The 20462-nt window shown below is 49.2% G+C and carries 19 protein-coding genes; 11 read left to right on the top strand and 8 right to left on the bottom strand.

Annotated elements, in window-relative coordinates; all coding sequences use genetic code 11:
* Positions 1 to 18 precede the first annotated feature (18 nt).
* The 8 genes from ACFYU8_RS30325 to efeO all read right to left on the bottom strand — a co-directional run bounded on the left by ACFYU8_RS30325 (position 19) and on the right by efeO (position 8436).
* A complete protein-coding gene (locus ACFYU8_RS30325) occupies positions 19 to 486 on the bottom strand; it encodes an OsmC family protein (RefSeq protein WP_390306840.1) in 468 nt (155 codons plus the stop codon).
* 207 nt (positions 487 to 693) lie between these two features.
* Complete coding sequence (locus ACFYU8_RS30320) at positions 694 to 2382, bottom strand: hypothetical protein (RefSeq protein WP_390306838.1); 1689 nt, start codon at positions 2380 to 2382, stop codon at positions 694 to 696.
* A gap of 27 nt (positions 2383 to 2409) precedes the next feature.
* Positions 2410 to 2850, bottom strand: a complete 441-nt coding sequence (locus ACFYU8_RS30315) for a divergent PAP2 family protein (protein WP_390306835.1) — start codon at positions 2848 to 2850, stop codon at positions 2410 to 2412.
* A 23-nt stretch (positions 2851 to 2873) separates the two neighbouring features.
* On the bottom strand, positions 2874 to 3230 hold the full coding sequence (locus ACFYU8_RS30310; RefSeq protein WP_390306833.1) for an SMR family transporter: 357 nt from the start codon (positions 3228 to 3230) through the stop codon (positions 2874 to 2876).
* Positions 3231 to 3294: 64 nt separating this feature from the next.
* The gene (locus ACFYU8_RS30305) at positions 3295 to 4224 is read right to left on the bottom strand and encodes a decaprenyl-phosphate phosphoribosyltransferase (protein WP_390306831.1); all 930 of its coding nucleotides are present in this window, start codon (positions 4222 to 4224) and stop codon (positions 3295 to 3297) included.
* Positions 4225 to 4442: 218 nt separating this feature from the next.
* The gene (locus ACFYU8_RS30300) at positions 4443 to 6227 is read right to left on the bottom strand and encodes an FTR1 family iron permease (protein WP_390306829.1); all 1785 of its coding nucleotides are present in this window, start codon (positions 6225 to 6227) and stop codon (positions 4443 to 4445) included.
* Positions 6228 to 6254: 27 nt separating this feature from the next.
* Entirely contained in the window at positions 6255 to 7532 is a 1278-nt protein-coding gene (efeB, locus tag ACFYU8_RS30295; RefSeq protein WP_390306827.1) for an iron uptake transporter deferrochelatase/peroxidase subunit, read from the bottom strand.
* 4 nt (positions 7533 to 7536) lie between these two features.
* A complete protein-coding gene (gene efeO / locus ACFYU8_RS30290) occupies positions 7537 to 8436 on the bottom strand; it encodes an iron uptake system protein EfeO (protein WP_390306825.1) in 900 nt (299 codons plus the stop codon).
* A gap of 371 nt (positions 8437 to 8807) precedes the next feature.
* On the opposite strand from efeO, the gene ACFYU8_RS30285 reads away from it, so the two are divergent.
* The 11 genes from ACFYU8_RS30285 to ACFYU8_RS30235 all read left to right on the top strand — a co-directional run bounded on the left by ACFYU8_RS30285 (position 8808) and on the right by ACFYU8_RS30235 (position 20446).
* Complete coding sequence (locus ACFYU8_RS30285; RefSeq protein ID WP_390306823.1) at positions 8808 to 9596, top strand: HAD-IIA family hydrolase; 789 nt, start codon at positions 8808 to 8810, stop codon at positions 9594 to 9596.
* Between the two features lie 21 nt (positions 9597 to 9617).
* Positions 9618 to 11696, top strand: coding sequence for a glycerophosphodiester phosphodiesterase family protein (locus ACFYU8_RS30280; protein WP_390306821.1), 2079 nt, complete (start codon positions 9618 to 9620; stop codon positions 11694 to 11696).
* 62 nt (positions 11697 to 11758) lie between these two features.
* Positions 11759 to 12868 (top strand): ABC transporter ATP-binding protein, encoded by a 1110-nt coding sequence (locus ACFYU8_RS30275; protein ID WP_390306819.1) that lies wholly within the window; start codon positions 11759 to 11761, stop codon positions 12866 to 12868.
* Positions 12869 to 12893: 25 nt separating this feature from the next.
* Entirely contained in the window at positions 12894 to 14210 is a 1317-nt protein-coding gene (locus ACFYU8_RS30270; RefSeq protein ID WP_390306816.1) for an ABC transporter substrate-binding protein, read from the top strand.
* Positions 14211 to 14237: 27 nt separating this feature from the next.
* Positions 14238 to 15125: a carbohydrate ABC transporter permease gene (locus tag ACFYU8_RS30265; RefSeq protein WP_390306814.1), complete on the top strand. Its 888-nt coding sequence runs from the start codon at positions 14238 to 14240 to the stop codon at positions 15123 to 15125.
* A 13-nt stretch (positions 15126 to 15138) separates the two neighbouring features.
* Positions 15139 to 15942, top strand: coding sequence for a carbohydrate ABC transporter permease (locus ACFYU8_RS30260; protein WP_390306812.1), 804 nt, complete (start codon positions 15139 to 15141; stop codon positions 15940 to 15942).
* 18 nt (positions 15943 to 15960) lie between these two features.
* Positions 15961 to 16782, top strand: a complete 822-nt coding sequence (locus tag ACFYU8_RS30255) for a sugar phosphate isomerase/epimerase family protein (RefSeq protein WP_390306865.1) — start codon at positions 15961 to 15963, stop codon at positions 16780 to 16782.
* 1 nt (position 16783) lies between these two features.
* Positions 16784 to 17350 (top strand): glycerol-3-phosphate responsive antiterminator, encoded by a 567-nt coding sequence (locus ACFYU8_RS30250; RefSeq protein ID WP_390306810.1) that lies wholly within the window; start codon positions 16784 to 16786, stop codon positions 17348 to 17350.
* A gap of 400 nt (positions 17351 to 17750) precedes the next feature.
* Entirely contained in the window at positions 17751 to 18848 is a 1098-nt protein-coding gene (locus ACFYU8_RS30245; RefSeq protein ID WP_390306808.1) for a nitric oxide synthase oxygenase, read from the top strand.
* Positions 18849 to 18948: 100 nt separating this feature from the next.
* The gene (locus ACFYU8_RS30240) at positions 18949 to 19536 is read left to right on the top strand and encodes an RNA polymerase sigma factor (RefSeq protein WP_390306806.1); all 588 of its coding nucleotides are present in this window, start codon (positions 18949 to 18951) and stop codon (positions 19534 to 19536) included.
* The gene (locus tag ACFYU8_RS30235) at positions 19505 to 20446 is read left to right on the top strand and encodes a hypothetical protein (RefSeq protein WP_390306804.1); all 942 of its coding nucleotides are present in this window, start codon (positions 19505 to 19507) and stop codon (positions 20444 to 20446) included. The genes ACFYU8_RS30240 and ACFYU8_RS30235 overlap by 32 nt, the downstream gene beginning before the upstream one ends.
* The last annotated feature ends 16 nt before the right edge of the window (positions 20447 to 20462 follow it).

Genomic DNA, 20462 nt, shown 5'->3' with positions numbered 1-20462 from the left:
GGGGAGCCTTATTTCATTTTAATCATTCGCCTTTAACTCGCTCGGTTTTTCAATAACAATACCATTTAATTTAAGAGTGACAGGATTCGCGATCGTATCGCCAACAGGGCATGTCTGTTCCAAAAATTCCACAAAAGACTCTACTTGCTCTCTAGAAGCGTCAGTTTTGATATGAAAGGTATATCGGATTTCAGAATACCCGCGGCGAACATCAGATTTGTTCATGAAGCCATCTGTATCGAGATCGCCTTCGACTTCCACCCAAAAATCGTCGAGTTGAACTTGAAACTTCCTGGCATATGCTCTGGCAACGATCGATTGGCATGCGCCTAATGCGGAGAGTACCAGTTCAACAGGGTTCATGCCGGTATCCGTTCCTCCCAGGCTTTTCGGTTCATCGATGGTTATCTCAAAATTTCTGGAACTGGCCTTCACAACCATTCCCTTCTGTAAATGTGCAGTTGCTTTGAATGTTTCAACAGGCATGATGCACACTCCCTTCTGGATAATCAATACAAGTAAACTCTACCATAGTTTTCCAAGATTCATTATGAAAATTTTTACAGTTTACAAATTGGCATCTCATTCACTAAACACGCACCCCTAGAAATGAAAAGGGGGCTGTCTCAAAAGTCGATTCCCCGACCTTGAGACGCCCCTTATAAATGACATGTTTTTGATTAATAGAGTCTTTTATTTCAAGAGATAAACGGCACGCGTAGTCATAAAACCTTTGACATCTTCGCCTTGATCCAGCTTTTGTTCGACGAAAGGAATGCCAGCTTCTTGCAGACGTACTTTCACCGCATTGAAATGATGGAAGTCTACGACCACCGTTTTGTTGCTTGTCTTGATTTCTTCCAGCTGCTTTTTAACTAATGCATTGGCCCCAGACTGTCCAATGATATGAGAAGCATTTACCATCACCATATTGGCGAGTAAAACGACGATCAAGACTTTGCCTGCATGGCGGAAAAAGCCCTTCTGGATATCCCAGACAGCCAGCGCAATCAGGAGCGGAATCAACCAAAGCTGTGGAACATAGCGCGCCCACCAGCTTTCCGGGTTAATGAGTACAGTTACAAAGAGCCCCAGACTGATCCAGAAGAAAGGTGCCGCTTTTTTTCGATGGGTCCCCAAAAGCAAGGCGACGAGAATCAGGCATGTGACAATTACTGCTCCTCCAAAAAGCGGGCCGAATCCGGCTACTCGTACGTCAGGAGAGTAGAACACGGCGAGCTCCTTCATGGTGACCGTAAACGGCACTTTCAGTGTAGGACTATTGGGTGTTGCAATGTTCTCCGATTTGGAGAAAAGCGACAAGGTCAGGTTCTCTATGCTCGTATTCTCCTTGAAACCATGCGGGCTGTTCGAGGTCATGATATCAACGGCACCCTTGCCTGCCAACGGATAAAACGGATGTCCCTTGGAAAGTGTGTTAGTGACATACGGATTGTACCCGACGACCCCTACCGTGATAATCAAACTAATCGAAAGCCACACGAGCATGCTCTTGATGTGCTGACGGCGATCGTAGAAAAAGAAGAACACGAGAATAGCCAATCCGAGCAATCCAGCGTACCCCAATGCCGTGAACTTGATCTGCGCCAGTAGCATGAGCGCTGCGCATAGCGCCAACAGCGTCCAGACATGGTAGCGCTTGTACAGCAGATAGCCGAGAGCGCAGATGATGAGCACGAGCGAGCCAAGCTGTCCGTCAATATAGAAGGAAGTAGATTGCGTGATGACTGCCGGGTTGAACGCCGCAAGCAGCGCGAAGGCAATCGCCGCCCCATTTTTCTCTGGGAAAGCGGTTCCGATGGCAGCGAGTGCCAGAAAGAAGGACGATGCAATCAACAACAGGTTAAAAATCTTGCTAACCTCGATCTGACCAGTCAGTTTATACATGACGGAATCGAGCATCCAAGGGCCTTTGGCGTAATGATTGATCCAAAGGTGGAAGGCCGAGAGAACCTCTTTATTATCCATTTCCTCCACTTCTTTAGATCCAGAAGGCTTGAGGATGGGCTGGTCATGAACCGGATTCCAGCCGTTGGTTAGCTTCACGATTGCTTCTTGATGATAGGTTTGTCCGTCAAAAGAAAGATCGAACGTATTAGCACTGATGTAGTAGCTGATGCCTGACACGATCGCCAGTCCAGCCAACAGGGAGAAAAACCACGCTCGGCGACGTGAGCGGACGAAGACAAACACCATGCCACCCAGCGAAGCCAAAGTGGCAACCAAGCCAATCCAAAAGCTGGCTGCCGTTACGGATACGCCGAACAAAAATAAAACCGATGTGCTAAGCACAATCGTAGCCATAAACAATAGGATAGCCGTCCCGAGCAAAAACGAGTACGTAGCTGTACGGTTATTCATGAACATAATCTCCTGTCTACGAATCTACTAGCCAATGAGGGTAGGGAGGTTCGCTGCCAGCAGATGCAATCCAGTCGCAAGCAGTACCCCGAGTACCAGACCCCCGGCAATTTCCCATCTGGTATGTCCCATGCTTTCACGTAAAGGCTTGGTGGGTAACACGTCCGGATGTTCCTTTGCGAGCTTGTTGAGTGCCTCTGCATGCTTTCCTACCGCTCTGCGCAATCCAGTCGCATCGATGATCACAATAAACGTCACAGCCACACCCAGCCCGAATGCAGGATGAGTAAAGCCCTCCTGCAAACCAATCAAAAACACAGTCGTGACCATAACGGTTGTGTGCGTGCTGGGAAACCCGCCGTTCCCGACCATTTCTTTGGCCCGGGACCCAAAACGGAGGTAATTAATCAAAAATTTGGTTATCCCGGACAAAAGCCAGCCGATAAACGGCGCTACCGCATATAACATGATAAAACTCCTCTACGTGATGATTATGACTGGGAAATGACGACGACGCCCAAGACGATAATCGCCAGACCGACAATACGTGTAAGAGACAACGGTTCGTTGAAGATCAAGAAGGACATTACAGCTACCAACACGTATCCGAGTGCTGCCATGGGATAAGCATAGGAGAGCTGCACCTTTTCCAGCGCAGCAATCCAGATAAACGCAGAAAGTCCGTAAAGCGTAAGTCCCACCATAATCGGCAGGTTCGTGAAATAGTGTAGGAACTTCAGTAGCAGCATGTCATTGTTGCTGGTGAGCGAGGATGCGCCCATCTTCATCGCGACTTGTCCACACGCACTGAGGATCACGGAAATGATGATGAGAACAATTGATGGCATAGCCTGATCCACAACCTATCTGTGCAAGTAATTTCATGTTCAAAAAACGACTTTTTGATTTTCGTTATTTAAATTCAAATACGTAAATAATCCCGGCTACCATGACGACATACAGGAACACGGTAATGAGAATCGGCTTGTCCTGAAGCAAAACTTTTTCCGGACTGCCGCCCTTGCCTGCGACGGTGATCAAATACAGGTAACGGAAAATACCAAAGATCACGAGTGGAATGGTCCACATCAAGTGAATCGTGCGTCCCGATGTAAAAGTGAACAAGGAATAGCTGATGATTGTCATGGTCGTCACAATCGTATTCAACTGATTTAACAATTCGGACGAATAACTGTCGAGAACTTTGCGATGTGTTCCTTTATCCTGTTGCAACAAAATCAGCTCGTGGCGACGTTTGCTGATGGCCAAAAACAGCGCGAGCAGCATCGTACAGAGCAAAAACCACGGCGTGAACGGCGTTTGGATCATCAGACTTCCACCGATGGCACGTAAAACAAAACCGGCTGAGATAATCATGACGTCCAGAATGACCACATGCTTCAGCTTCAGCGAGTAACCGACATTAAGTACAAAGTAAACGAACAGTACGAGCGCGAATAATCGGTCAAAATAATAAGCACTAAAAAGGGAACCCAGTAGTAAAAACGCACCGAATGCTAATGCGAGCGCTGGCGGCAATGCACCAGAAGCCATGGGCCGGAACTGTTTTTCTGGGTGATTTCGGTCATTTTTGATATCGACAAAATCATTGAGGATGTAGACACAGCCGGATACGAAACAAAACAGAAGGAAGGCCAGCACTGATTTTCCAATGACATCCGGACTTACTTTGTGCAAGGAAAATAGCAAGGCAGCAAAGACTAGCAGGTTTTTCGTCCATTGATGTGGACGAAGCTGCTTCACTAATAGATAGACCATATTTTGTCGAACGCGTGGCGTTGTTTTGACGTCAACTTTAACAGAATTTGATGTTGCCCCCATATCTAACCCCTATCCAAGTATCGAATCTTGTACATTGTAATGACGAAAAATGTAAAAAGAAGGTTACACCTGTAATATGGTAACATAACTTGTCCCATAAAAATTTAACGATAACAGAAAAAATGTGAACTTGCGATAAAGAATGATTGCCAAAAATAATATCGGTGTTTACAAGAAAACGCAGCCCTCATGAAGGAGCTGCGTTTTCAGGTTTTGTTTTAGTTCACCCGCGGAATAGGAGCGGCTGTTTTTTTCCGCGAATACAGGACCAAATTGACGAGAACGATCACCAGTATGATCAATTGCGGGATCGTCGTTTCCCAGCTCGCGTAAATGCCGAGAGTCGGTGCATACAACAAGTAATCACTGCTGTGTGCAGATAAGCTTCCCGTCACCTGCAAAGCGTGGATGCTGACGCCCACGAATTTAAACGCCATATAGTAGAGTAAGAGACTAGCGACGAAAAAGAACGGACGAACCGGAATACGTGCACTGAGCTTGATGATAACAAAGCCAATCACGGCCAAGACGACAAGCGCGCTCAAAATGCCGATCGCCAGGTCTGTCATGGAGATCGTAGCGGCCATCCCCATGTAAAAGATAATCGTTTCGGCCCCTTCGCGGGCAACAGCGAGAAAGGCGGTGAATGAGAGGGACCACAGAGCTCCTTTTGCCAAAGAAGAGCCGATAGATTTCTCGACAAACCGATTCCATGCCTGCAAATTGGACTTCTTATGCAACCAGGCACCGATCGTCACCATAAAGAAGACGGCAATCAGTCCGGTTACTCCCTCAATCGTTTCTCGCGAGCTGCCTGTGGAGAGGTTGGAGAAAACGAAACTGAGGATGACGGCAAGAATAGCGGAAACTACGATCCCGGCAATTGACCCAGACCAAATCCATTTGCGCTTGTCGGCATTGCCTGACTTGTTCAGGACAGTAAGTAGGGAGACGATGATCAAGATGGCCTCCAGTCCTTCACGGAACAAGATGAGTCCTGCATCCCAAGCGGTGTACGAGGATGCTGTCGCAAATGGCGCAAGCTCTGCCTTCATTTCCACAAGATGAGCCGTCGCCTTTTCCCATTGCGGGGGATTGGACAGGATGAGTGTCGGGACGGCGACCATCTTGGCTTCGATACTGCTGTAGGTAGCAGGCGATTTGGTCATGACCACACCTTCTACAGAGGGCCAGCTAGTAATAAAGGTCTCCATTTTGCCCGAAGCAGCGGTTGCGTCCTGATTGGCGATATCTGTTTCTACCGATGCAAGGAGTGCCAGTAGAGACGAGATAGAAGGCTGCTCGGAAGAAGGATTCGCAGCGGCCTGCTGGACTGCCTTTCCTGACAAATAATTGTCTACTGCGGTAATGAGTGCCTGTACTTTCTCTGCGCTCTTTTTAGGGTCGGGAGGTTCTGTATTCAAGGCAATGCGGGCACTGCTGATTTTGATTTCCATATCGCCGTATACCGCGGTATTTTCCGCGCGGACAAGACCCTCTGCCTTGTACCAACCGGTGACGAAGCTGTTGTACGATTGCTTGGCTTTTGCCAGATCTCCTTCCGTGATGGCTGTCATGCTGTTTTGCAAGAGCGGTAGCAATGCTGCAATTTGCTTGTGTGCTCTTTCTTTTGGTTGACCGCCGTCTTCTTTGGACGAGACGAAACGATCCGTCGCTTTTGCCAGATTGGAGATGGCTGCTTTTGCAGTGTCAGGATTCGCCTTTGCTTGGGCAAGGGCTTGTTCTGCTTCAGCGAGTGCTTGCGTCAATGCTTGTGCATCTGCGGAGGTTTCTTCCGAATTGCCCTCCCAGATGCTCTTCATACTGCTGATCGCTTTGGTTACTTCTTCCCAGTTGTTATCTCCGCTGCTAATCAAGGCATCGCTGGAGAGGGCGATCATTTGCTTGAGCTGCTCTGGCAACAGCGGCGCGGCTACAGCAGCAGACAGAGCAGATGTCCATAGCAGCATGCACGTACAAATGATATACAGATAGCGTTTCAAGGTGTTCACTCCATCCCACATAGTTGGTTAAAATAGCGTGTCCCCGATGTATCCGCCCTCACTTGCACCAGGAAGACAGGCGTACAAACCACTGCCGACATGGGTGATATATTCATTGAGCAGGTCGACGGATGCGAGTTTTTGTTGCATCGGAATGAATTGCTTGCGCGGATCACGATTGAAGCAAATGAACAAAAGCCCAGCATCGAGCTGACCAGTCTTGAGATCCATTCCACTCGAATAAGAGTAACCGCGCCGCAAAATTTTTACCTTGCCCTCCATATGGGCCAAGGCGACATGGGAATCCACAGGAACGACGGGTTTGCCCTTGGCATCCTTACGATCCAGCTCCAGCTCGTCGAACTCATTTGCTTTGCCAAGAGGAGCTCCGGTTAAACGATGACGGCCAAACGTATTCTCCTGATCGGTGAGGGAGGAGCGATCCCATACCTCGATCCGCATGCGGATTCGACGCATGACCATGTAGCTTCCACCTGCCATCCACGCGGGACTTTCAGCAGTGTGAGACCAGACGACTTCATTTGCGGTAGCGGGGTCGTTCACCTGCGGATTGTTCGTACCATCCTTGAATCCCATCAGATTTCGTGGTGTGGAGCCAGTCGGGTCGGATGCGCTGGTACGCTGGAAGCCTTCCTGTAGCCAGTGGAGGACAGCTTTACCTCGAGCGATCCGGGCCAAATTCCGCAGGGCATGGAAGGCGACCTGTGGATCGTTGGCACAGACCTGCACGACGATATCGCCATCCGACCATTCTTTCCGCATTTCATCGCTGTTGAAGCGAGGCAAATCGACCAAGGGAGCTGGGCGTTTGCCTGCCAGACCAAAGCGCTCGTCAAAGAAAGAGGCGCCAAGTCCAAATGTGATCGTCAATTTCATTGGGCGCAGGCCCATAGCTTCTCCCGTATCGACAGGAGGAAGAAGGGCGTTATCGCTCTCCTCATCGACATTTTTGCCGGCGGTCATGTGTGCTGCCGCCTGCGTCCAGCTTTGAAACAGCTTGCGGACATCCCCTAGCGAGGTCGTCGTCAAATCAAAAGCACCCATGCAGATAAAATCCTGCATAGGTGTAATGATCCCGGACTGATGCTTGCCATAGAAGGGGATGATCTCATCTGCACGGGCGGGAGTGGCACTCGTTTGCTCATTTTTCGGAGCTGAGGGCAGAAGGCTATTGACTCCTGTCGCCCCTAAAAGCAGTCCAATCCCCCCGACACCAGCCAACTTCAAAGCTTCTCGACGTGTGATTTTGTCTGCTTTGGTGTTTGCGAGATGCTTGTCATTCATCTTGTTAGCCTCCTACGATCGTACCCATTTTGGACAATGGTTCAGCCAATGCATCGAGGGACTGACTCAGCTTTTTCACCTGGTCTTCCTTCAACTCGGTGTACAGCATATAGCCGTCGCCTTTGCGGTATGGTGCGAGTGCTTTGTCCAAATCAGCGAAGCGAGCTTCAATTTCATTTGCAAGAGCAGGGTCTTTTGCCGTAACAGCAGGCTTCAATACTTTGTAAATCTCGTGAGCGCCTTCTACGTTAGCGGCGAAATCGTACAAGTCCGTATGGGAATAGCGTTCTTCCTCACCAGTCACCTTGCTCGTCGATACTTCGTTTAAGAGCTCAACCGCACCTGTTACCAGCATAGGCACATCGATTTCCACGCTCTCTACCTTCACGCGGAGCTGCTTCACATCTTGCAGCAGTTGATCCGCCACTTTTCCTTGGTCAGCGACCGACTTGGTTTCCCAGAGTGCTTTCTCCAATTTGTGATAGCCGCGCCATTCGTTATCAGGCACATCGCCTTCACGTGCATCGATCCACGGGTCAAAATCGCCGAGAGATTCAGCGATAGGTTCGATTCTCTCAAAGTAAGCACGGGCTGGAGCATACTCTTTTTTCGCTTTCTCCATATCGCCTGCTTTGACGGCGGTGGTGAAGCTCTCTGTTGCTTTTACGAATTGGTCGGTTTGGTCAACGACCCATTTGCGGTACTGATCAATAGAGGCTTGCAATTCAGGAGAAGTAGCAGAAGCATTGCTTGCTGTCGCAGATTGATCGGCAGCGGCAGGCTTGTCAGGCTGAGCAGCTTCTGGTTTTTTCTCTTCGGTTTGTGTTTGTGCATTTCCACAAGCGGCGAGCAAGGAAGAGCCGAGAACAACTGCGGCGAGTGGATAACTCCATTTTTGAATCATGAGAAAAGACATCCCTTCATCTAATATGAGTGCATAATTATATGATTATATGTTGACAATGAATATCATTATCATCCACAAAGAATTTTACTCTTTCTTAGACAGTTTGCAATCTTTTTTTGCTAACAATCACTGGTTAGTTTTGGCGTTGTTCACATAAAACCAAAAGTAGCTCAACAATCTCTTAACAATGGCCTGATATGATCGAGCTATCAACTAAATGAATAACGTCTGTAAGTGGGTCGAGACGTGGAGAAAGCCCTCATACAGCAATAGATTCGAAAAAGACCGTTCGTTCGGTTTGTTTCTTTGTGCTATTGCCGTGTATGAGGGCTTTTTGTGTTTTCGAATGAAAGGAGCGAGCAGGGGATTTGCTAGATATTGCTAGGTACGATGCGTATTTTTTTGATTTGGATGGAACGATTTTTATTGGGAATGAGCTGCTTCCTGGGGTGGAAAAGACACTTGCCGCGCTGCGGGAGAAGCAGAAGAAAATCATGTTTTTGACCAATACGACGGTACAGACAAGAACAGCATGTCAGACTCGCCTCCAGAAGCTCGGATTGGCTGCCCGGCGGGAAGAAATCATGACGGCTGCCTATGCGGCGGGATTGTATCTCCAAGAGAATACGGAGCAAGCGCGTGTCCTGATCGTTGGGGAGCCTGCCCTGGAGGAAGAGATTGCGAGCTTTCATATAAAGCAGGTGCAAGATGCGGAGGAAGCTACGCACGTATTGGTCGGAATGGACCGTGCATTTACGTATGAAAAGCTGCAACAGGCTGCTGACGCTGTGCGAAATGGAGCCCACCTGATCGTAGCGAACCCCGATCCGGTATGTCCGGTGCCAGGGGGTGCCATTCCTGATACATGGGCGTTGGCGAGAGCGATTGAAACGGCTGGTGGAGCCTCTGTCTGGGCGATGACTGGCAAGCCGTCCCGGTACTACGCCGATCAGGTTTTGCAACAGCTTCATGTGCAACCAGAAAGATGCGTCATGGTGGGTGACCGTTTGGAGACGGACATTTTACTTGGGAAAAACAGCGGCATGAAAACGGCGCTGGTATTGACAGGGGTGACGACCAGTCGCGAACTGGAAGCCACGGAGATTCAACCAGATTACATCCTTCCGACAATGGAAGCCATGGAGCAAGTCGAGTAGGAAAACGAGGAGGCATGGGAGATGGAGTTGGGAAAGAGCAGCAAAAAGTGGTTGTGGTCACTAATGGCAGCAAGTCTGGTTACGGGCAGTGTGCCTGCGATGGCGCAAAGCGCGGTGAGCAAAACCTTGCTCATCACAGAAGTCGTCAATGATCCGCTTTTTGATGAAAGCACAGGCGAGTTTATCGAAATCACCAATATCTCCAACGATCCGATTGATTTGAGTGGATACATGATAGGCGACGAGGAAAAGCGTGGAGGAAATGAAGGGATGCATGCGTTTCCGGAAGGCACGATGATTGAGCCTTACCAGACAATTGTCATTTCCCGCTATGCAGACGGAATCGTGGAGCGCCATGAAGTTACTCCTGATTTTGAATTGTTCGATTCCATGGAGGACGTTCCTGAGCTGTTGCCGACGGATTGGGCGACAGGCAGCATCTATTTGGCGAATGGCGGTGACCATGTCATTCTGATGGATCCTGAGTACAATGTGGTGGATTCAATGGCTTATATGGATGCGAAGGTTCCGGGAGTCACCTCTCATCCGGGAGTAGCTGGCGGTCACTCGATGGAACGCCTGACGGAAAAGGACACGAATGATGCTTCCGCCGATTTTGTCGATCAACCTAAACCTACTCCCGGAGAGCTGTTGTTCGGGCCAAATGCACAAAAAGACAAGATTCCGGTCTCGGATATGAAGGACGACGTGCTGATTGTCCCTGAGCCCAAGACAGGAATTGTCCTTCCTCCGACGGTGATTGCCATGTACGACAAGCAGTCCGAGATCGATGCGATTTTGGATGCAGAAGCGTCTTCCATATTTATTCCGGTGAAGAAATCCGGGAAGAACGGAGTCGTCACCCAGGACGGCACACCTCTGGACGAGGTGCTAAACCAGATCAAGGGCAAGGCGATCCCGGTGATTCATATCGAAGACAAGAAATTGGTAGCGGAGGTCGATCGCCTGCTTCAGAAAGAGAACCTCACTGATGTGCATATTGTGTCTTCCCATCCAGAAATCGTCCAAGCAATGCGGGATAAAAACAACGAATACCGTGGTGCCCTCGTGCATGTCGACGGCAAGCTGAACGAAAAGAAGCAAAGGGAGCTCGTACGCTCAGCCAGGAGTAGTCGTTCCAATGTGGTCGTTCTCTCGCAAACGGCGATGACTGAGGATGTCATTCGCTACTTCCGCAATCGCGGGTTGTCGGTCTGGGGAATCGATCGGGCGAACAAAAGCCAAGCGAGTGAAATGATCGAGATGGGTGTGGCAGGGGTTGTCTCGCACGTTCCCAAAGAGGTGCATGAGCTGCTTGCTGCGTACCCTGAGAAAAGCATCACGCAACCTCCGATGGTCATGGCGCATCGAGGTATCCCTTCTTTAAAGCCGGAAAACACGATGTACGCCTTTGAAGAAGCGATGGAACTGGGTGTGGAGATCATCGAGACAGATGTCCACAAAACAAAGGATGGCCACCTTGTCCTGATCCACGATTTTGATCTGGAGCGTACCACCAACGGGACAGGGAAGGTAAAGGATTTCACGCTGAAGGAACTGCGCGAATTGAACGCTAACAAGCTCGATCCAGCAAATCCCTCCTGGTACCAGTCTGAGATTACTGATGCTGTCATTCCTACCATGGGTGAATTGCTGGAAGCGGCCAAGGGCAAAGCGGTGGTCATTCTGGAAGCAAAGGGGATTGGGTACGAAAAGGAAATGGCGAAGGCCATCAAGGAGCACGACATGGTTGAAGATGTGATTGTCAGCAGCTTTAGCTCAGAAGTATTGGAGCGTTTCGCCAAGCTGAATCCGGAATTGGGACTAGGCTTTACCTTGAGCGGGACCAAGCCAAAGGAACAGCTGGAACAGTATGCCGAAAAGCAGGTAACAGACGCGGTTCAACTGAATGCCCAATACTTTATCAACCATCAGATTGTCACGCCAGAGCTAATCCGATTTGCCAAGCATCGGGGAATCATTTTGACCGTGTATACCGTTAACGAGGAAGCAGATATGAAGCGGGCAACCGAGGCGGGAGTCGGGGGGATTATTACCGACTATGCACAAAAACTTTACAATACCCAAATATTACCTTAGTAAGCAATTGTTATAGTCGAGTGATACGTAAAAAAACAGCGAGAGGTTCAGGGGGGAAAGTCGTGGCTGAAGTGGAATTGCGGCGCATTTCCAAGATGTATGGGGGCCAGAAGGTAGTCAATGAAGTGAGCGCTCGTATTCTGCCAGGAGAATTTTTCGTGCTGGTAGGGCCTTCTGGTTGTGGGAAATCAACCACACTGCGCATGATTGCCGGGCTGGAGGAGATCAGCACGGGAGAGCTGTTGATTGGCGGAAAGCCGATGAATCAAGTTCCTCCGAGCGGGCGAAACATCTCCATGGTTTTTCAAAATTACGCACTTTATCCGCATTTGACGGTAAAAGATAATATTTTGTTTGGTTTGCAGGTTCGAAAAGTAGACAAAGCAGAGCAGGGCAGGCGGTTGGAGCGTGTGGCGGAGATGTTGGGCATCGCGCATCTTTTGCAGCGCAAGCCAAAGGAATTATCCGGGGGACAAAGACAGCGCGTTGCACTCGGACGGGCCATCGTCAGTCAGCATCCCATCTGCCTGATGGACGAGCCGTTGTCCAATCTGGATGCCAAGCTGCGCGGGCACATGCGCACGGAAATCCGTCGATTGCAGCAAGAGCTGGGCATCACGATGATTTACGTTACGCACGATCAGGTGGAAGCGATGACGATGGCAGACCGCATGATGGTCCTGCGTGACGGCGAGGTTCAGCAAGTCGGAAAACCGCTCGACGTCTACAACCATCCAGCGAATTTGTTCGTGGCGGAGTTTACGGGGGCACCCCCGATGAATACGGTACCTGCCATTTGGCGGGCAGGCGATCAAGCAGGGATTGAGCTGACAGGTAGCCATGATCAGATCTTTTTGCCGCTGCCATTGTTTAACGGCATCAAGGACCAGACCCTGGTCGTTCTCGGTCTGCGTCCTGAATCCTTACAGCCTGTAGAGGAAGGTCGATCTGCCGATGCTTCCTGCCAGCTTCCTGTCACCGTGCAGGGCGTAGAGATTCTTGGTTCGGAGACCATTGTGGAATTCACCATGGGAGACAAGCTGTGGAAGGCCAAATGGAACGGGCAATGGCACTGCAAAAGAGGCGAAACCATGCACGTTCGTTTTGATCCTGCTCAGGTGAACGTGTTTGATGTAGAAACCGGAAAAAACCTAGCGGTTACGACCAATTGAGAAAAGAAAAGGGAGAGGTACTGCGATGCGTAAAGTTGTCAAAAGCTTGTTTGCGGTCGTCATGAGTATGAGTCTGATCACTGGGTGCTCCAGTGGCAATTCTTCGTCCACGAACAATGCGGCGCAAGGAGCCAATTCATCAGGCAAAACAGAGCTGTCCTTCTATTATCCGGTTGCGGTTGGAGGTCCCTTGACCAAGATCGTGGACGGAATGGCAGAGGAATTTAACAAAGAAAACCCAGATATCACAGTCAAGCCAGTCTATACGGGCAGCTATCAGGATACGACGACAAAAGTACAGGCGGCTGTACAGGGCAAGACGCCTCCAGACGTAGCGGTGATGCTCTCAACTGAGCTGCATACGATGATGGACATGGATGCCATCCTTCCGTTGGACGACTTTATTGCCAAGGATGGCGGCAGCGAATACGTAAATGATTTCTTCCCGGGCTTTTTGGCGAATTCCCAAGTAGACGGAAAGACATACAGCATCCCGTTCCAGCGTAGCACCATCGTGCTCTATTACGACAAGGACGCGTTCAAGGAAGTAGGGCTTGATCCGGAAAAACCGCCGACATCATGGGATGAGCTGGTTCAGTACGCTGCCAAATTGAAAAAGGACGGACGCTATGGCATCGAGATTCCTTCCTCGAGCTTCACGTATTGGATGTTCCAAGCACTTGCTCTGCAAAACGGCAAGAACCTGATGTCCGAAGATGGTAAAAAAGTGTTTTTGGATACGCCAGAAAATGTAGAAGCCCTGCAATTTTGGTTAGATTTGTCCAAAAAGCATCAAGTCATGCCTGAAGGCGTCAACGAGTGGGCAACTGTGCCGTCTGATTTCTTAGAGGGCAAAGCAGCGATGATGTTCCATACGACAGGCAATTTGACGAACGTGAAGAAGAGCGCGAAGTTTGATTTTGGCGTAGCGTTTTTGCCAGCGAAAAAGAACTACGGTAGCCCGACAGGTGGCGGCAATTTCTACATGTTCAAGGGAACGGATGAAAAGAAACAGGAAGCAGCATGGAAGTTCATTCGCTTTATGACCGAGCCTAAGCGCGCTGCTCAGTGGAGTGTCGATACTGGCTATGTTGCTACACGCAAATCTGCTTACGAGGAAGACACGATGAAGCAATACGTCAAGGACTTCCCGGCAGCAGCAGTGGCTCGCGACCAGCTGGAATACGGTCATGCTGAGCTGTCTACACACAATAACGGCAAAGTGACAAAGCTCTTGAACGACACGCTGCAATCGGTAATTACAGGGCAATCCGAGCCTGCGGAAGCATTGAAAAAAGCGCAGGAAGAAGCGGACAAGATGCTGGCGCCGTTCAACAAATAAATCAAGCAAGGTAATGGGGGAGCGACAATGGGGGAACTACGCGCAAAATGGAAAGTGAACATGTACGCCTGGCTCTTGCTCCTTCCCTCCCTCATCTTCCTGCTGCTGTTTACTTTCTATCCGGTGATACAAACGTTCATACTCAGTTTTCATCAAGCGGATCTGGGTTCTCCAGAGCCGTTTTTTAACGGGATAGATAATTATAAACAAATGGTGGAAGATGAAGTGTTTTGGAAGGTGCTAACCAACAATATCTGGTTTGCAATCGGAACGGTGCCGACGAGTGTGGCTCTTGCGCTGGGTATGGCTCTGTTCGCCAACAAAGCATTACGAGGGAAGAGCTTTATCCGCACGGCTTATTTTTACCCGACAGTTGTTCCGATGATTGCAGTGGCGAACATCTGGCTGTTTATTTACACACCGGAGTACGGAGCGCTTAGTCATGTAATGGAGTGGTTCGGAAAAGGCGACATGAACTGGCTCGGCGATCAGAAAAATGTGATGTGGGCGATGATCTTCATGGTCATTTGGAAGGAAGCGGGTTATTTCATGATCTTTTATTTGGCGGGGCTGCAAAACATTTCACAGGAGCTATACGAATCCGCCTCTATGGAAGGGGCATCGTCGTGGACGGTTTTTCGCCGCATCACCTTTCCACTCCTTATGCCAACGACGATGTTTGTCAGTATTATCGCCTTCACCAACTCTTTCAAGCTGGTGGACCATTTGGTGATCATGACCAAAGGCGGACCGGATAATGCCAGCAATCTCTTGCTGTACTACATATACGAGACGGCGTTTTCTTTCTGGGATCAAGGAATGGCTTCCGCATTGACGATTGTCATGGTCGTGTTGCTGTTGTTGGTCGCTGCTTTTCAGTTTTTTGGAATGGATAGAAAGATTCATTACAACTAAGGGGGGATGGCAGATGCTTCGCAAAATCACAACGGCTGGAATGTACGGCTTGGCCGTTCTTTGGTTGTTTCCTTTGCTCTGGGCGGTCTGGACTTCCTTTCGCCCGAGGGAGCTGGCGACTTCTTGGTCGCTCAGTGCAGATTTTACACTCGATAACTATGCGAAGGTGTGGGACGCAGCGCCCTTTGACCAGTACTATATCAACACCTTTTTGATCGTGACTGGTATTTTGGTGGCGCAAATCATTACGGCTACATTGGCAGCCTATGCCTTTGCGAAGCTGCAATTTTGGGGAAAGGACGTGCTGTTTGTCCTGTTCCTGATCCAGCTGATGGTCCCGGCAGATATCTTGATTTTCCCCAACTATAACGTCCTGCGTGACTTGTCTTTGCTGGATACGAAAATCGGCATTATGCTGCCGTACTTCGCTTCTGCCTTCGGGGTCTTTCTATTGCGGCAAACCTTCAAGACGATCCCGAACGAGCTGGAGGAGGCGGCACGGATGGAGGGCTGCTCCTGGTTCCAGATTTTGTGGCGAGTGTACGTTCCGTTAGCGAAGCCGACCTACATCGCTTTTGGTTTGGTCTCGGTCAGCTACCATTGGAACAACTTCATGTGGCCGCTAATTATTACGAATTCCGTGGAAAATCGCCCGTTGACGGTCGGTCTGGCGATTTTTGCCCAATCGTTTGAGACGGGGGCGCAGTGGGCCGAGGTAAGTGCAGCGACGGTCATGGTGATTTTTCCGTTGTTGCTGGCATTTCTGTTGTTCCAGCGGCAGTTTATCAACAGCTTCATCCACTCCGGCGTGAAATAAGAGGGAGGGTTATGAATGATGAGAGACAAGAGCTCGTTTGCGGTATCCACCTATGCGTTATTCGATCTGTCCCTGCGTGATGCTATCGTTCAGCTTTTGCACCATGATTGGAAGGCCATCGAGATTATGTGTGAAGAGAATCATGGGGACCTCTTGGACTGGTCCTGGGAGCAGCTGAGAGAGTTGAAGCAGCAGGGAAAAGAGAGAGGGATTGCCTGGTCGATTCATGCGCCGATTAGCGGCTGCAATCTGGCGGCGGACTCAGGAGCAGCCCGGGAGCAAACAATGGACACGATGAAGCGCTGCCTGGAGATTGCTAGCTTTCTCGACTGCACGCACGTCGTGATGCATGCGGGGGAAGTAGCAGATCGACTCGCGGAAGGCGAGCGTGCCAGAGGTGTGGAAAATGTGAGTCAGGCACTCCACGTGTTGACCAACGAGCTGTCCGCAGAGGGCAGAACCATCCTGACGGTCGAGAATGTTCCCCCTTATCCAAGAGTGCTGGGGTGGAACGTCGAGGATCTCGTGCGTATATGCCAGAATGTCGATTCGTCTCGCGTGCGGATCGTGTACGACGTAGGCCATGCCCATTTGATTCGTCCAGGATATGCAATCGATGCATTGCAGGAGGTGCTTCCTTATTTGTCCGCTCTTCACCTGAGTGATAACTTTGGCAAGCTTGACGATCATTTGGCGATAGGCGATGGAACGATCCCGTTTACTTCGATCCTGTCACTTTTGAAAGACAACGGATTCGCAGGTCATTGGGTTGTAGAGACAAAGCAGCTTGGCTGCGCTGAGGTCAGTGTTGAACGGCTACTGCGGGCAGGAGGCGAATAACATGGACATGCAAACGATTTTGAAAACGAATCCGATTATTGCGGCAACCGAACAGGATCGCTTGGGAGAGGCGATGGCGTCCCGAGCTTGTGCGATCCTTTTGATGTACGGAAAGCTGACCAAGCTGATGGAGGAGGCCGAAACGATCCGTCAGTCGAGCAAGCCGATTTTTTTGCACACAGACCTTATGAATGGCCTGTCCAATGACAAAGAGGCTTTTCGTTTCTTGTCCACCTATATTCAACCAACGGGCATTGTCACTACCAAAGGACCGATGATTCGCGCGGCCAAAAAGGAAGGGATGCTGACGATCCAGCGCGTCTTTTTGATCGATTCGACCTCTCTCACGACGACCATCAAAAACGTCTTGGAAAACCAGCCAGATGCGATTGAGATCATGCCGGGGATAGCGCCTTCTATTATTTCTTTTATCAAAGAGCATCTGTCGCAGCCGATTATTTTGGGCGGGTTGATCTGGAATAGGGAACAGGTGAATGAAGCGTTGAAGGGTGGAGCAGATGCTGTTTCCTTGAGTAAGGCAGAGATGTGGAACGAGATGATTGTTTAGGAAAAGGACGGGTGTGCAAGCACCTGTCTTTTTTCGTCTACATAAAAACACCTCCATGCCGGTTGAGGAAGTGGAGGTGTTTTTATGGGAGTAACAAGGTTTGGTCTTCTATTTGCTCGTCCAATAATAAGTGCTAATAAGAGGATGAGGCGTTTCATATCGCTTCCTACCTTTCTTTACCTACTCTGGGTAATCTTTATTTATTTCATCGGCGAAAAGACCGTGACGTTACAACTTTTGAACTAGGAGAGCTTTTCCGTAGGTGTTTCTTACAGATATGTGTCCAAATGCCTACATGATTGGTAATCAATCACGAGTAATTTTACAATGTAGGTAACAAAATTCTACGATGAAGAAAATAACAGCGAAGAGGCACCCTTCAACGTGAAAAGAGGGTAATATGGAACCAATTCAACTGATGGAAGCGGCAGAGCAATTTATCCGGACATGCTATGGTGAACTGGACAAGACAACCGACGAAACCGAGCGACGAATGCAAGAAGTACGAGAGATGATTCATCAGCAGGGATACTATGAGCATACAGCAGAGGAACTTCGTCACGGAGCAAAAATGGCCTGGCGCAACAGCAATCGATGTATTGGGAGATTCTTTTGGGAATCGTTACTTGTGATAGATGAGCGGCATGTCGAAACAGAAGAGGAGATGGCGCTGGCCATGCTCCGACACATCGACTTTGCCACCAATGACGGGAAAATTCGCCCGACCATCACCGTTTTTGCACCTGCTGTAGCAGGCAGAGCTCCCATGCGCATCTGGAATGACCAACTGATTCGCTACGCGGGATATGAGACAGAGTACGGCATACTCGGTGACCCGGTTTCGCTTTCGTTGACGAAGCTATGTGAGAGCTTGGGATGGCAAGGGAAAGGCACAAACTACGACGTTTTGCCGCTTGTCGTGCAGATTGGAGATCGGAGGCCGCAGTTTTTTGAGATTCCTCAGGAGCTGGTCTTGGAGGTGCCGATCGTGCATCCCGATCTACCGGGCTTTGCCGATTTGGAGTTGCAATGGTATGGGGTTCCTATTGTTTCGAATATGCGCATGGAGATTGGCGGTATCGAGTATTTGGCCGCGCCTTTTAACGGCTGGTACATGGGAACGGAGATAGGTGCGCGCAATTTCGCTGACCAAGAACGATATAACATGCTGCCAAAGGTCGCAGAGGTCATGGGGCTCGATACGAGCAAAGAAGTGACACTTTGGAGAGACAAAGCGCTCATCGAGCTGAATGTAGCCGTCCTGCATTCCTTCAAGGAAAAAGGAGTATCGATTGTCGATCACCATACGGCGAGCCAGCAATTCAAGCGATTTGAGGAAAGAGAAGAGAAATGTGGTCGAGCCGTTACGGGTGACTGGACATGGCTGGTTCCGCCGATCTCCGGAACAGCTACACACATTTTCCATAGTCTGTACGACAACACCATCCATACGCCGAATTTCTTTTACCAAGACAAGCCGGAGCTCGGCAAAAAATAAGGCTTTCCAATGTCGCGAACATGCTTCGCGGCATTTTTTTGTGCGCGATGTCACATACAGGGTGATGTGGTACGTTATACCAGTTGGAAGGAGGGAGAGAGTGGACACGAAACAGATAGAAGAACTCGTGGATGAGATCATTCAGGGAGCGGATGACCGCTACGCTGCCATCATGAAAAGCTACCAAACCCCCATATTTCACTACTGCTATCACATTTTGGGGAATCGATGCGAAGCGGAAGATGCTACACAGGAGGTCTTCTTCAAGGCTTATCGCAACTTGAAAAAATACAGTTCAACCATGCCGTTCGCAGCTTGGCTTTATAAAATAGCCTATCACCATTGCATCGATCTCATCAGAAAAAGGAAATGGACAAAGCTGTTGCCATTTGTGATGCAGGACAAAGAGCCTCAATCAGACATCGAGCGGTATATTGAAAATGTTTATTTCAGTGAGGCTGTATTTCTTGCCATGCAGACACTCTCCGTGGAGGAAAGAACGCTTCTCTTACTGCGAGGCGTGGAAGAAAAGACGTACGAGGAAATTTCCTTGATCATGAACAAAAACGCTGCGAGTCTGCGCAAAAAATTCGAGCGTACGGCATCGAAGTTCCGATCCGCTTATTCTCTTTCAGGGAAGGGAGGGTCAGCTCACGATGAGTCCAAACAAATCGCACGAGAGTATTAAGGACCTGTTCAATGACCCGCGCATCCCGCAGGAGATTGACATTAGCAAGCAAGTGATGACAAAGATCAAACGAGAGAAGGAGAGATTTTTTGTGAAATACAAGGTGAGCATATTAGTTGCCATTGGCTTGATTGCCAGCCTCACAACGGGCTATGCCGCTGTCCAGTACTATCAGTTGAAGAATGAGAAGGGTGAGGTGCTGTATCAAGAGAAAGATTCATCACTATATCAAGGTAAATCGAAAATTGTGAAAGAGCTCGATCCTGAAACGGATGCACTATACAATAAACGCTGGGAAATCGAGCATTCTCTGGAGCCGGGGACTGCAGCAACACTGTATATCGTTGCTAACAATCCGAAAAAGCTTGTTTTCAGGGTATCAACGCCGTTCTCGTATACCACCCTGGCTGACGTTCAAAAGAAAGTGGGAGAAGGAATTGTTGTGCCGGAGACATTGCCAGGAGGCTTTACCTTCTTAGATGCTCAATTGGCGAATGATATCAAAAACCAGTATGACAAAGAGGCTTTGTATAAACAGGCCGAAAAGGAAAAGAAAGAATTCGTCATGCAGCCCTTGGAATGGACGAATGAGCTGGATTATTTGTATGCGACATACAAGGATTCAGAGGGAAGCTATTTAAATTTCAACATCACCAATTACGAAGACGTTGAGGACAGCACAACGTATGTAGTTGACCTGGATAAACTGAAAAAAGAGGTAATAAAAGTAGGCAAAACGGAAGTGCTGTATACAGAAGAAGCTGGAAAAGACTGGGTTAGTAAAAGAATTGTCTGGGTAACAGAGGCTTCCGGCAAGAAATTGCAGTACGCAGTATCGACACACGGAGACAAATTGAACAAGAATACTATCAGCCAGTTCGTCGATGCTGTTGTCCCGAAAAACAAATAGCTCTTTCTTCACAAAT

Source organism: Brevibacillus sp. NPDC003359 (assembly GCF_042878995.1).
In the GTDB taxonomy this organism is placed as follows: domain Bacteria; phylum Bacillota; class Bacilli; order Brevibacillales; family Brevibacillaceae; genus Brevibacillus.
The sequence above is the reverse complement of the archived record's forward strand: the minus strand, read 5'-3'. Positions and strand labels throughout refer to the sequence as shown.